11 protein-coding genes are annotated in these 12,383 nt (G+C 72.0%); 8 read left to right on the top strand and 3 right to left on the bottom strand.

What is annotated here, in order from left to right; translation table 11 throughout:
* Positions 1-384: 384 nt before the first annotated feature.
* Entirely contained in the window at positions 385-2,151 is a 1,767-nt protein-coding gene (locus tag ACFVS9_RS07475; RefSeq protein WP_383113524.1) for an LCP family protein, read from the bottom strand.
* 448 nt (positions 2,152-2,599) lie between these two features.
* Here ACFVS9_RS07475 and ACFVS9_RS07470 point away from each other — a divergent pair, with 448 nt between their 5' ends.
* The 7 genes from ACFVS9_RS07470 (at position 2,600) to serC (ending at position 9,250) form a co-directional block, all read left to right on the top strand.
* Positions 2,600-4,138, top strand: coding sequence for an ATP-binding protein (locus tag ACFVS9_RS07470; RefSeq protein WP_389930796.1), 1,539 nt, complete (start codon positions 2,600-2,602; stop codon positions 4,136-4,138).
* On the top strand, positions 4,135-4,578 hold the full coding sequence (locus tag ACFVS9_RS07465; protein WP_383113526.1) for a roadblock/LC7 domain-containing protein: 444 nt from the start codon (positions 4,135-4,137) through the stop codon (positions 4,576-4,578). The genes ACFVS9_RS07470 and ACFVS9_RS07465 overlap by 4 nt, the downstream gene beginning before the upstream one ends.
* Positions 4,575-4,946 (top strand): DUF742 domain-containing protein, encoded by a 372-nt coding sequence (locus ACFVS9_RS07460; protein WP_389930794.1) that lies wholly within the window; start codon positions 4,575-4,577, stop codon positions 4,944-4,946. Before ACFVS9_RS07465 ends, ACFVS9_RS07460 begins: the two co-directional genes overlap by 4 nt.
* On the top strand, positions 4,927-5,586 hold the full coding sequence (locus ACFVS9_RS07455; RefSeq protein WP_383113528.1) for an ATP/GTP-binding protein: 660 nt from the start codon (positions 4,927-4,929) through the stop codon (positions 5,584-5,586). Before ACFVS9_RS07460 ends, ACFVS9_RS07455 begins: the two co-directional genes overlap by 20 nt.
* Entirely contained in the window at positions 5,583-6,818 is a 1,236-nt protein-coding gene (locus ACFVS9_RS07450) for a cytochrome P450 (protein WP_383113529.1), read from the top strand. The genes ACFVS9_RS07455 and ACFVS9_RS07450 overlap by 4 nt, the downstream gene beginning before the upstream one ends.
* The gene (locus ACFVS9_RS07445) at positions 6,815-8,023 is read left to right on the top strand and encodes a cytochrome P450 (protein ID WP_383113530.1); all 1,209 of its coding nucleotides are present in this window, start codon (positions 6,815-6,817) and stop codon (positions 8,021-8,023) included. Before ACFVS9_RS07450 ends, ACFVS9_RS07445 begins: the two co-directional genes overlap by 4 nt.
* 108 nt (positions 8,024-8,131) lie before the next feature.
* Complete coding sequence (serC, locus tag ACFVS9_RS07440; protein ID WP_383113531.1) at positions 8,132-9,250, top strand: phosphoserine transaminase; 1,119 nt, start codon at positions 8,132-8,134, stop codon at positions 9,248-9,250.
* A gap of 185 nt (positions 9,251-9,435) precedes the next feature.
* Here the strand turns inward: serC and ACFVS9_RS07435 are convergent, their stop codons facing one another.
* Positions 9,436-11,172 carry a GAF domain-containing SpoIIE family protein phosphatase gene (locus tag ACFVS9_RS07435; protein WP_389930791.1) on the bottom strand — a complete coding sequence of 579 codons (1,737 nt, stop codon included), beginning with the start codon at positions 11,170-11,172 and terminating at the stop codon, positions 9,436-9,438.
* A gap of 89 nt (positions 11,173-11,261) precedes the next feature.
* Positions 11,262-11,813: a GNAT family N-acetyltransferase gene (locus ACFVS9_RS07430; protein ID WP_389930789.1), complete on the bottom strand. Its 552-nt coding sequence runs from the start codon at positions 11,811-11,813 to the stop codon at positions 11,262-11,264.
* Between the two features lie 120 nt (positions 11,814-11,933).
* Between ACFVS9_RS07430 and ACFVS9_RS07425 the strand changes: the two genes are divergently transcribed.
* Positions 11,934-12,335 (top strand): PPOX class F420-dependent oxidoreductase, encoded by a 402-nt coding sequence (locus ACFVS9_RS07425; protein WP_383113534.1) that lies wholly within the window; start codon positions 11,934-11,936, stop codon positions 12,333-12,335.
* Positions 12,336-12,383 lie beyond the last annotated feature (48 nt).

Genomic DNA, 12,383 nt, shown 5'->3' with positions numbered 1-12,383 from the left:
GCTGGGGCGGAGGGCGAGGCGGCGGACGGCGGCGGACTCGGCGCAACGGCTGCGGGCGCACGGGCGAGGCGGCGGACGGCGGCGGACTCGGCGCAACGGGCGGTGGTGAGCGGGGCCGCCGGGAGGGGCGGAGCCCACCGCACCGGATACGGGCCCACCGCCGGGAGCGGATCCGTCCGGGGCATCGCGAGAAACGGTCGGCTGCCACCCCACGGGCCGACGCGCGGTCGCCCAACGGGCCGACGCGCGGTCACCTCACGGGTCGACCCACAACCACCCCGCAGGTCGGCCCACGATCACCCGAGAGCCAGCCCCGGTCACCCCTCAGGTCGCCCCCTGGTCACCTGAGGCCGGCCCCCGGTCACCCCGTGGGCCGGCCGACGGTCACTCCGCGCAGACCGCCTTGTCCGCCTCCACGCGCTGGATGTCCTTCGGGGCCGTCTTCGGGGCCGAGAGCGGGCTGCCCGCCTGGGTGAAGTCCGGGCCCAGGGTCAGCACCATCGGGTCCATCGCGCCCGCGTCCGTCGTCGTGGGCTTGAGGGCCGAGGCCGACATGCCCATCAGGTCGGCCAGCCTGCGGGCCTGGTCCGCCTGGTTGGGGGCGTAGACGAGCTGGGTCTTCTTCACGTTCTCCGGCGCGTTCGCCTTGTTGGTGGACTTCAGTACGCCCTCGTCGTTCTGGAGCCAGTCCAGGGCGTTCTGCGCGGAGCCGGCGGGGGCACCGCCGTTGTAGACGTCCACGCGCACGTCCGCCGCGTCGGCCATCTCGCCCTTCAGCTTGGCGGCCTCCTCGGCCTTCGCCTCGGCCTTCTCCTGCTTCTCCACGGCGGTGAAGGAGACGTCCTCACGCATCATCGAGAAGACCTGCGGCGCCCTGGACCGGTCCAGGATCACGGTGGCCTTGTCATCCGGGTTGTCCAGCACGGGAACCGTGGTGAACGTGATGTTCTTGGGGTCGACCGACGCCAGTTCCATGCCCAGCTTGCGGAGCTGGTTGATGTCGGCGATCTTGTCGTCGACGGTGAGCGCCTTGGTGGCCGCCTCGGCGAGCGACCACATCTTGGTGGGGCTGGTCAGGGTGTCGTTGGACTTCAGCTTGCGCATCAAGGAGCCCAGGAACTGCTGCTGTATCTCGATGCGGCTCAGGTCGCTGCCGAATCCGACGGAGTGCCGGGTACGCAGGAAGGACAGGGCCTGCTCGCCCTCGATGGTGTGCTTGCCCTTGGGCAGCTTGAGGTGGGAGTCCTTGTCGTCGATGTCCTTGGCGAGGCATACCTCCACGCCGCCGACGGCGGTCGTCAGGCTCTTGACCGCGTTGAAGTCGGCCACCATGAAGTGGTCGACCTCCAGGCCGGTGAGCTCCGTGACGGTCCGCATGGTGCAGCTGGGAGTGCGCTCGGACTGGCCGAGGCTCGTGTTGAAGCGCCCGCCGGTGGACCCCGGGATGTCCTTCTTCTCCCCGTTCTCCAGGGTCGTCGGACAGTCCGGGATATCCGCTATGAGGTCACGGGGGATGCTCAGCGCGGTCGCGTTCGTGCGGTCCTTGGAGACGTGGAAGAGGATGTTGGTGTCGGCGTGGCCGACACTGCCCTTGTCCCCGTAGCCCTCGTTGCCCTCGCCGGTCCGCTTGTCGGTCCCGATCACCAGGACGTTGATCGCCCGGTCCTTGCTGAAGCCGCCGGTACCGGCGCCGTCCGTGGAGACGGCGGTGATGTTCGCGTTGAAGTGCTGGTACACGAGGAAGCCCGTGGTACCGACGCCCACCAGGAGGAAGGCGAGCACGCCGCCCGTCCACACGAGGGCCTTCTTCCTGCCGGACTTCCTGGACTTCCCCTTGCGGCGCCCGGCCGCCGCCGGTGCGGCCGCACGGCTGCCCGGCTTCCGGGTCCTGTCCTGCTCCCCGCGCCCGCCGCCGGATCCCCGCCGCCCGCCGCGCTGGCCGGGCACGGAGGCACGGTCGCCGGGCGGCGGCTTCTCCGGTTCCGGCTTGCGGCGCGGTCCGGGCGTTCTGGTGTCGGTCGAACCGGCCGACGCGGATGATCGCCCTGAGGAGGGGGTCAGTCGCAGTTCGTAATCACCGGTGTCGGGGTTGAGTACCCACTGGTCTGCGGGGTCGATGCCCTCGTCCCGCCCACGGCCTTGCGCGTCCACGGTTGCCTGCGTCCTCCGTCGGGGCCACGCGGCGCCTCCCCCTTCAAGGCGCGCGGTGTGTCTTACGGCGGTACCGGCCCGAAAGGCCGACTGCACCGGAGCGCTCACACTAGCTGGCCACCGGCCCACGAGCGACGATCGTGACAAATCAAGCCTCACACACGGGACATAACGCCACATTCCCCGCTACTCACCCGCCCAACCTGCCCGTTGACCGGCACAACATCGCCCTCAGAGGCCCTCAGGAATCAGTTCGAGCCAGATTTCATACAGAAGTGGCCACAAGGAATCCCCAAACAAGTCGCCAATTCTCCTATAGTTGCCTCGACTTGATCGGGAACAATCAGCTCTAGTTGCGGCTCTTTCGTCGCCACCGCACCGATATATCCCGGTTGAACCTCTTGTCGCACCTGTCCCTTCCTCCGCACGTCCGCCCCGAGGAATCCGATTGCGCCCTTCACTCCGGCCGACCGCACTCGCCCTGCTGATATCGGCAGCCGTTACCGGTGCTCTGTGCCTGTGGGCCGTCGCCGCCGCTCCCGTCTCGGTACGGACCCCGCTCTCCTGGGGGGCGGGTGCCGCCGCCGTGCTGCTGAGCGTCGCGGTGGCCGTCGCGGTCCACGCGCTCAGCAGCGCCCGCCATCTGCGCGCCCTGCGGGCCGCCGACTCCGAGCGCTTCACCGCCGAGACCTCCCGTCTCGTCTCGACCTCCGCCGCCGAGGCGCAGCGCTTCACCGCGGAGACCGCCCGGATCAGAGCGGCCGCCTCCGCCGAGGGCGCCCGGGTCACCGCCGAGGCGGACGACCGGGTCGCCCGCGTCACCGTCGAGGCCGCCGAGCAGCACGAGCGGCTCACCGCCGAGGCCGCGCGGCTCACCGCCCGCGCCCGGCGCGCCGAGAACGAGCGCTCCGCGGCGGTCGCCGCCTGCGCCAACGCCGCGGGCCGGATGCAGGCGCTGTCCACGAGCATGCTGGCGGACCTGCGGGAGATGGAGCACCGGCACACCGCAGAGGACGTGCTCGGCGACCTGCTGCACCTGGACCACCGCACGGCGCAGGGCGGCCGGCTCGCCGACTCCATCGCCGTGCTGACCGGTGCGCGCTCCGGGCGCCGCTGGGCCAAGCCCATCGTGATGGAGTCGATCCTGCGCGGCGCCATGGGCCGCATCGGCGGCTACCAGCGCATCCGCCTGCACTCCACGAGTGACGTGGCCATCGCGGGCCACGCCGCCGAGGGTGTCATGCACGCCCTGGCCGAACTCCTCGACAACGCGGCGAACTTCTCGCCGCCCACCGCCGAGGTGCACGTGTACGTCGAGGAGGTCCCCGCGGGCATCGTCGTCACCGTGGAGGACAGCGGCCTGGTGATGAGCGACGTGCAGCTGCGCCGCGCCGAGCGGGCCGTGTCCGCCGACAACCAGGACCTCACCGGGATCTCCGGCACCCGGCTCGGCCTCGCCGTCGTCGGCCGGCTGGCCAGGAAGCACGGCCTCACCGTGTCCTTCCGCCCGTCGGCGCGCGGCGGCACGGGCGCGCTGATGATGCTCCCGCAGGAGCTCATCTCCCGTACGGCCGCTCCCCTCCCGGAGTCCGGGCTCCGGTCCGGGCAGGCACGGCAGCCCGAGCCCGTCCGGCACCCCGAGCCCGAGCCGGACCACACGACGCCGGTCACGGAGGAGCCGGCCCGCACCGGCGCGGCGGAGGACTCCGCCGGCCCCGCGTCGCGGGCCGAGGCCGCGCCCGGGAGCCCGGAGTCGGCGTCCGAGTCGACCGGCTCCGTACCGCAGGTCGGCGAGAGCGGTCTGCCCAGGCGCCGCCGCGGCCGCACCCTGGCCGCCGCCGAAGCACGTACCGGCAATGCCGCACCCGGCGAAGCCGATTCCCCCCGGCCCCGTGCCACCGACCCGAAGGTGCAGGCTGCCCGCTTCAGCACCTTCAGCCAGGCGGTCCGAGCCAATTCCCCGCACCCGGAAGGCAACACCCGATGACCGCGACCACCGACGAGAAGCTCAACTGGCTGCTGGAGGGGCTGCTCGACCGCACGCCCGGCGCCCGGCACGCCCTCGTCCTGTCCCGGGACGGCCTGAAGCTGTGCCGGACCCCCGAACTCTCCGTCGACCAGGCCGACCAGCTGGCCGCGATCTCCGCGGGCATCCAGAGCCTGTCGCACGGTGCGTCCATCGAGTTCGGTGACGGCAGCGGCGGCGTACGGTCGGCGATGACAGAGTTCTACGGCGGCGTGCTCTTCATCGTCGAGGCGGGCGCGGGTGCCCACCTGGCGGTCGTGGCGGCCGAGGACTCCGACGTCGGCCTCGTCGGCCACAACATGAGCGAACTCGTGGAGCAGCTCGGCGAGTACCTCGTCGCACCGCCGCGCGGCTCCGCCGGCGACGCCGCGGCCCGGTCCTCGGAAACCGCGGACGTATGACGTCCGTACCGCGCCCCCGTCCCGGACGCGACGACGACCCGGACCGGCTGTACACCCTCACGGGTGGCCGCAGCCGGTCCGACTCGGCGGCGTTCGACCTGGTGACGCTCATCGTCGCCGAGTGCGAGCCGGCCCCCGGGATGCAGTCGGAACACGTCGCGATCCTGCGGATGTGCGTCGGCCCCACCGCGGTCGTCGAGATCTCGGCCACCCTGAAGCTGCCCGTCAGCATCGTCCGCATCATGCTGTGCGACCTGCTCGACACCGGTCGGATCAGCGCCCGCCATCCCCGTACTGCCCGTGTCGCGGACCGGCTCCCCGACACCGACACCCTGGAACAGGTACTCGTTGGACTCCGCAACCTCTGACCGTGCCGCCCTGCAGGCGACAGCCGACAACGGACTGAAGATCGTCGTCGTCGGCGGCTTCGGGGTCGGCAAGACCACCATGGTCCGATCCGTGAGCGAGATCCGTCCGCTCAACACGGAGGAGACCATGACCCGCGCGGGTGAGGCCGTGGACGACCTCGACGGAGTGCACTCCAAGACGTCCACCACGGTCGCCTTCGACTTCGGCCGCATCACGCTCGACGCGCGCTCGGTCCTCTACCTCTTCGGCGCGCCCGGACAGGAACGCTTCTGGTTCCTGTGGGACCGCCTCTTCTCCGGCACCCTGGGCGCCGTCGTCCTCGTCGACACCCGGCGGCTCGCCGACTCCTGGTACGCGATCGACCGGCTGGAGCACCACGGCACGCCGTTCATCGTCGCGTGCAACGACTTCGGCGGCCCGCTCCACACCGAGCAGCAGATCCGCGAGGCCCTCGACCTGTCCCCCGACGTCCCGCTCGTCGAGTGCGACGCCCGGGACCGTTCGTCCAGCAAGTACGTCCTGATCACGCTGGTCGAGCACGTCCACGCACTGTCCGTCGCCCGCGCGAAGGCCGCGGACGCCGCCCTGGCGGGAAGCCCCGCCGCGGCGGCGGCGAAGACCCCGGAGCCGACACCGTGACCCAGTGCCCCGTGTCCCGCGGCGCCGTGCCCCTGTCCGGGCCGCGGTTCCAGACCGACCCCGTGCGGCTGTACCGGGACATGCGCCGCGACCACGGCGCGGTGGCCCCGGTCGTGCTCGACGGCGACATACCCGCCTGGCTGATCGTCGGCTACCGCGAACTGCACCAGGTCACCAACGACCCGGTGCTCTTCAGCCGCGACTCGGACCTGTGGAACCAGTGGGACAACATCCCGGACGGCTGGCCGCTGCTGCCGATGATCGGCCGCAAGCAGCCGTCGATCCTCTACACCGTCGGTGAACGCCACACCGTCCGCGCGGCCATGATCAGCAACGCGCTGGAGGCCGTCGACCCGTTCACGCTGAAGGGGTACGCGGAGGAGTTCGCCGACAGCCTCATCGACCGGTTCTGCGCGACCGGGCGGACCGACATCATCGCCGAGTACGCGATGCTGCTCCCGGCCCGTGTCCTGGCGAAGCTCTACGGGTTCAGCGACGAGGTCGGCGCGCCGCTCGTGGGGGCGCTCAACGACATGATCGACGGCCGTGAGCGGGCCCTGGCCGGCCAGCAGCACCTCGGCGGGGCGATGTACCAGCTCCTGGCCGACAAGCACGCGGAGCCCGGCGACGACGTCGCGACCAGGATGCTGGACGACCCCGGCGGATTCACCGACGAGGAGGTCGCCCAGGACCTCATGGTGATGATGGCGGCGGGCCACCAGCCGACCGCCGACTGGATCGGCAACTCGCTGCGGCTGATGCTGACCGACGACCGCTTCGCCGCCTCGCTCTCCGGCGGCCGGCACAGCGTCGCCGAGGCGATGAACGAGGTCCTCTGGGAGGACACCCCCACCCAGAACGTGGCCGGCCGCTGGGCCTCCCGCGACACCCACCTCGGCGGACGCCACATCCGCGCCGGCGACATGCTGCTCCTCGGCATCGCCGCCGCCAACGGCGACCCGCAGGTGCGCACCGACGGCTCCACCCTGACCGGCGGCAACAACGCGTTCCTCTCCTTCGGCCACGGCGAGCACCGCTGCCCGTTCCCGGCCCAGGAGACCGCCGAGGTCATCGCCCGTACGGGGATCGAGGTGCTCCTGGACCGGCTCCCGGACATCGACCTCGACATCCCCGAGGACCAGTTGACGCGGCGCCCGTCCCCGTGGCTGCGCGGGCTGACGGACCTGCCGGTGCACTTCACGCCCACCCCCGCACTTGGAGGCCAGAAATGACCCGGATCGCCCTCGATCCCCTCGTCGCCGATCTCGACTCCGAAAGCGCCGCGCTGCGCGCCGCGGGACCGCTGGCCGAGGTGGAGCTCCCCGGCGGGGTCCACTGCTACGCGGTGACGCACCACGCGGAGGCCCGCCAGCTCCTCACCGACAGCCGGGTCGTCAAGGACATCGGCGTCTGGAACGCCTGGCAGCGCGGCGAGATCCCGATGGACTGGCCGCTGATCGGCCTCGCCAACCCGGGCCGCTCGATGCTGACCGTCGACGGCGCCGACCACCGCAGGCTGCGCACGCTCGTCGCGCAGGCCCTGACCGTGAAGCGGGTGGAGCGGCTGCGGTCCGGCATCGAGGCGCTGACGAACGCCTCCCTGGACCGGCTCGCGGCCCTGCCCGAGGGTGAACCGGTCGACCTGAAGGCGGAGTTCGCCTACCCGCTGCCGATGAACGTCATCAGTGAGCTGATGGGCGTGGACGCGGCCGACCACCCCCGGCTCAAGGAGCTGTTCGAGAAGTTCTTCTCGACGCAGACCCCGCCGGAGGAGGTCCCGCAGATGATGGCGGACCTCGGCACCCTCTTCACGAAGATCGTCGACGACAAGCGGGCGGCCCCCGGCGACGACCTGACCAGCGCCCTGATCGCGGCGTCCGAGGACGGCGACCACCTCACCAACGAGGAGATCGTCAACACCCTGCAACTGATCATCGCGGCCGGTCACGAGACCACGATCAGCCTGGTCGTCAACGTCGTGGAGGCGTTGCAGACCCACCCCGAGCAGCGCAAGCGCGTGCTGAGCGGCGAGGTGCCGTGGGAGAACGTGATCGAGGAGACCCTGCGCTGGAACACCCCGACCTCGCACGTCCTGATCCGCTTCGCGACCGAGGACATCGAGGTCGGCGACAAGGTCCTGCCCAAGGGTGAGGCCCTGATCGTCTCGTTCGGCGCGCTGGGCCGCGACGAGAAGCAGTACGGGCCGACCGCGGGGGAGTTCGACATCACCCGCTCCCCCAACCGGCACATCGCTTTCGGCCACGGCCCGCACGTCTGTCCGGGCGCCGCACTGTCCCGGCTGGAAGCAGGCGTCGCGCTGCCCGCGCTGTACGAGCGCTTCCCGGATCTGGATCTCGCGGTACCCGCCTCCGACCTGCGGAACAAGCCGATCGTCACCCAGAACGACCTGTACGAGCTGCCGGTCGACCTCGGCTGACCGGCCCCATCGCTTTCCGGCCGCGGGGGCCGAAGATCACCCGGAGCGGGTGTCTCACCGGACGGACGGGGTACCTGACCGCATCCGTGAGGGACTACGCTCCGGGTCGTGGCTGACATCCAGATTCCCGCTGACCTCAAGCCCGCCGACGGACGTTTCGGCGCCGGGCCCTCCAAGGTGCGGACGGAGGCGGTCGACGCACTGGCCGCGACCGGCACCTCTCTCCTCGGCACGTCCCACCGCCAGGCCCCGGTGAAGAACCTGGTCGGCGAGGTACGTGACGGCGTGCGCAGCCTCTTCTCCCTCCCCGAGGGATACGAGGTCATCCTGGGCAACGGCGGCTCCACCGCCTTCTGGGACGTCGCGACCCACGGTCTGATCGAGAACAAGTCCCAGCACCTGAACTTCGGCGAGTTCTCGTCGAAGTTCGCGAAGGCCGCCAAGCTCGCCCCGTGGCTGGCCGACCCGACCGTCATCGCCTCGGACCCGGGCACCCACCCGGACCCGGAGGCCGAGGCGGGCACGGACGTCTACGCCTTCACCCACAACGAGACCTCGACGGGTGTCGCCGCCCCGGTCAAGCGGGTCGCGGGTGCCGACGAGGGCTCCCTCGTCCTGGTGGACGCCACCTCCGGCGCGGGCGGCCTGCCGGTCGACATCACCGAGACGGACGTCTACTACTTCGCCCCGCAGAAGTCCTTCGCCTCCGACGGCGGCCTGTGGATCGGTGTGTTCTCCCCCGCGGCCCTGGAGCGCGCCGCGCGCGTCCACGCCTCGGGCCGGCACATCCCGGAGTTCTTCTCGCTGCCGACGGCGATCGACAACTCCCTGAAGAACCAGACGTACAACACCCCGGCGCTGGCCACCCTCTTCCTGCTGAACGAGCAGCTGAAGTGGATGAACACCCAGGGCGGCCTGGAGTTCACGACCGGCCGCACGGCCGCGTCCTCGCAGCACCTGTACGGCTGGGCCGAGGAGTCCAAGTACGCCACGCCGTTCGTCACCGACCCGGCGAAGCGCTCGCAGGTCATCGGGACGATCGACTTCGAGGACGGCATCGACGCGGCGGCCGTCGCCAAGGTGCTCCGCGCCAACGGCATCGTCGACACGGAGCCCTACCGCAAGCTGGGCCGCAACCAGCTGCGCGTGGCGATGTTCCCGGCGATCGACCCGGCGGACGTCCAGGCGCTCACCGCCTGCGTCGACTACGTGATCGACCAGCTCTGACGCTCACCCGTCCGCAACGGCCCCGCACACCCCGGTGTGCGGGGCCGTTCCCGGTCGCGGGCCGCCCGCACGTCCCGCGACGGGGCCCGCCGACGGCCCGTACGACAGCTCGGGGCCGGTGCCTCCCGACCCGGCTCCCCCGGCAGCGGGCTGCCTCGCGCCCCCACGGACAGCGGGCTTCCGCGTCACCCCGGGCCTTCCGTGACGCGGATGACGAGGACCGCCACGTCGTCGCGCTGCGGGACGTCCGCCAGTCCTCGGGAAAGGACCTCCAGCAGGAGCGGCAGGGGCAGTCCGCCGTGCGTCGCCAGGGTGGCGGCGGCCTGCTGGATGCTCGTGTCGATGTCGTCGTCACGGCGCTCCACCAGGCCGTCGGTGTACAGCAGGAGCACGCTGTCCCGGGGCAGTGCGTGCGTGTGGTCGTGGCGGGCGAGGCCGTCCGACGACCCGAGGAGCAGGAGGTCGTGCTCGCCCAGGACGGTGACTCGGCCGTCGGCCGTCCGCAGCAGCGGTGGCGGATGCCCGGCGTTGGACCATGTCAGGGACCACCGGCCGCCGTCCGGGTCGAGGCGGGCGTGCACGGCGGTCGCACCGGGGCCGAGGGGCAGTACGCCGAAGGAGCTGTCGACCGCGTCCAGGGCGGCGGCCGGTGAGTGCGCGGGGTGGCCGAGGGTGGCCTGGCGGAGCATGCTGCGGACCTGGCCCATGACGGTGGCGGCCCGGACGTCGTGTCCGATGATGTCGCCGATGGACAGCATCAGGGAGGACCGCGGGGCGGACGGGAGCGGTGGCAGGGCGTAGGCGTCGTACCAGTCGCCGCCCACCATGTCCTGGTCGGTCGCCGGCAGGTACAGGGCGGCCATGTCGAGGCCCGGCACGGCCGGGAGGTCGGTCAGCATCGCGGACTGGAGCTGTTCGGCGGTGCTGAGGCGGTTCTCGACGAACAGGGTGCGCTCCACCGCCTGGCTCACGTATCCGGCGACGGCGGTGAGGACCGCCTCCTCCGTGAGCGCCAGGACGTGGGGGTCGGACCAGCACCACGTCAGCACGCCCCGGCCGCCCGGCAGTGGAACGCACAGCACCGACCGCAGGCCCAGCGAGTCGTACCCGGCCACGGCCTCGGCGCTGAACCCGGCCACGAGTGCCTCGTGGTCCGGGACGAAGACGGTGCGCCCGTCCCGGAGGGCCCGGGCGCTGGGGAAGTCGGCGTCCAGGTCCAGGCGGTCGAGGGCGGCCTCCACCGGCCGCACGTCGTCGGGGTCGACCACCCGTCGCAGTCCGTGGGCGTCCGCGAGCAGCAGGCCCACGAAGGACGGCTCGGAGGGCCCGCCGAACAGGTGGCGCAGACGGCGGGTGAGGTCCGCCAGGCCCCGGGAGTGGCCCAGCTCGACCGAGGCGCGCAGCAGCAGGCCGGCGTGGTCGCGGTCCTGCCGGATCAGCTCGGTGGCGATCCTCAGCCGGAGCTCCACCGAGCAGGCGGCGGTGAGGTCCTCCAGGTCCTGCAACTCGTCCGCCGACCACTGCCGGGGCGTGTGGTCGATGGCGCAGAGCGACCCGAGGACGTGTCCGTCGGCGTCGGTCAGCGGCATGCCCGCGTACGCGATCACCTGGAGGTCGGGGATGGCGAGGCTCCCGCAGGTCCGGGGGTGCGTCCGCGTGTCGCCGAGGATCAGCGGTCTGCCGTCCACGATCACGTGCTGGCAGAAGGAGTGGCTCAGGGGGGTCTCGCGCCGCGCCGCCCAGGGCTCGGCCAGTCCGACCATGCCCGGGAAGACCTGCCGGTCGGCCTCCAGCAGCGAGACCAGCGACACCGGCACCCCGAGGAGCCGGGTGACCAGCCGCGCGAAGCGGTCCATGCCCTGGTCGGCCGCCGCACCGAGCCCGGCGAGCCGCAGGGCGTCCAACCTCCCCAGTTCGCCCACCCGAGGCCTCCGTCGATCGCCAGGCAGGAGCCGCGGAGTCCGCACACCGCGCCCTTCGACCGTATAAGACAATTCACGCCATGTCGTGATCAGGGACGTCCGGGGCCCACCGGCCGGCCCGGTGCGGCGTCCCGGGGCGCGTCCAGGAGCCAGCGCACCTCGCCGTCCTCCCACTCCCCGGTCGGCAGGAGCCCCGCGGCGGCGGCCACGGCGGCGGAGGCGGTGTGCTCCGGGTGGATGTGGGCGACGACGGTACGCGCGGAGCCCTGCCCGACGAGGAAGCGGACCAGGCCCGCCGCCGCCTCCTTCGCGTACCCCCTGCCCTGCCAGGGCGTCCCGATCACCCAGGCCACCTCCGCGCGGGACCCGCGCACGGTGGCCTGTACGTAACCGGCCAGGGCCCCGCCGTCACGCACCCGCAGGACCCAGTTCCACCAGAGTTCGGCGGGGTCGGGCGAGCCGGCGCTCTGGCGCTCGTAACGGGCCCGCAGGGCACCGGCGTCCTCCGGGGCGCCTCCGGTGAAGGTGTGGAGCGCGGGATCGCGGAGGACCGCGGCCATCTCCTCGGCGTGGGCGGTGTCGAGCGGGAGCGCGTCGAGGCGGGAGGTGGGGAAGGGTGCGGGAGCACCGTCGGCCTGCATGGGCGGAGCCTACGCGGGGCCCGGGGGCCGGGCCCGCCCGTTTCCGCGAGGGCCCGGCCCCCGGGCCGGGACAAGCGCCCGAAAAGTCTGGATCATCCGTTCTGCTGCACCATGGGAGGTATGGAGACGATCCATGAGCTGGAGCCCTTCGTGAGGCAGTACGCCGTCCTCCTCAGCAGCCGCAGGCCGGACGGATCAGCTGCCCGTACCCCCGTCAGCATCGCCGTCGAGGGGGACCACGCCTACATCCGCACGTTCGCCTCGGCCTGGAAGGTGGACCGGATGCGCAACCACCCCGTGGTGGAGATCGCCCCCTGCACCGTACGGGGCGCGCCGACGGGTCCGCCGGTGAAGGCCTGGGCGCGGCTCCTCCCGGAGGGGTCGAAGGAGGACACGCACGCCGCCCGGATGCTCTCCCGCAAGTACCCGGCGCTGCACGGGGTGGCCGTCCCGCTCGTCCACCGGCTGCGGCGTGACCGTACGCTCCACTACGAACTGCGGCCGGTCACCGACGACTTCTGAGCGAACCGGTCCCCCGCGCACGGACCTGGCGCCGGTGCCGGGGCCCGT

It is taken from the genome of Streptomyces sp. NPDC058008, from assembly GCF_042886395.1.
Taxonomy (GTDB): Bacteria; Actinomycetota; Actinomycetes; order Streptomycetales; family Streptomycetaceae; genus Streptomyces.
The sequence above is the reverse complement of the archived record's forward strand: the minus strand, read 5'-3'. Positions and strand labels throughout refer to the sequence as shown.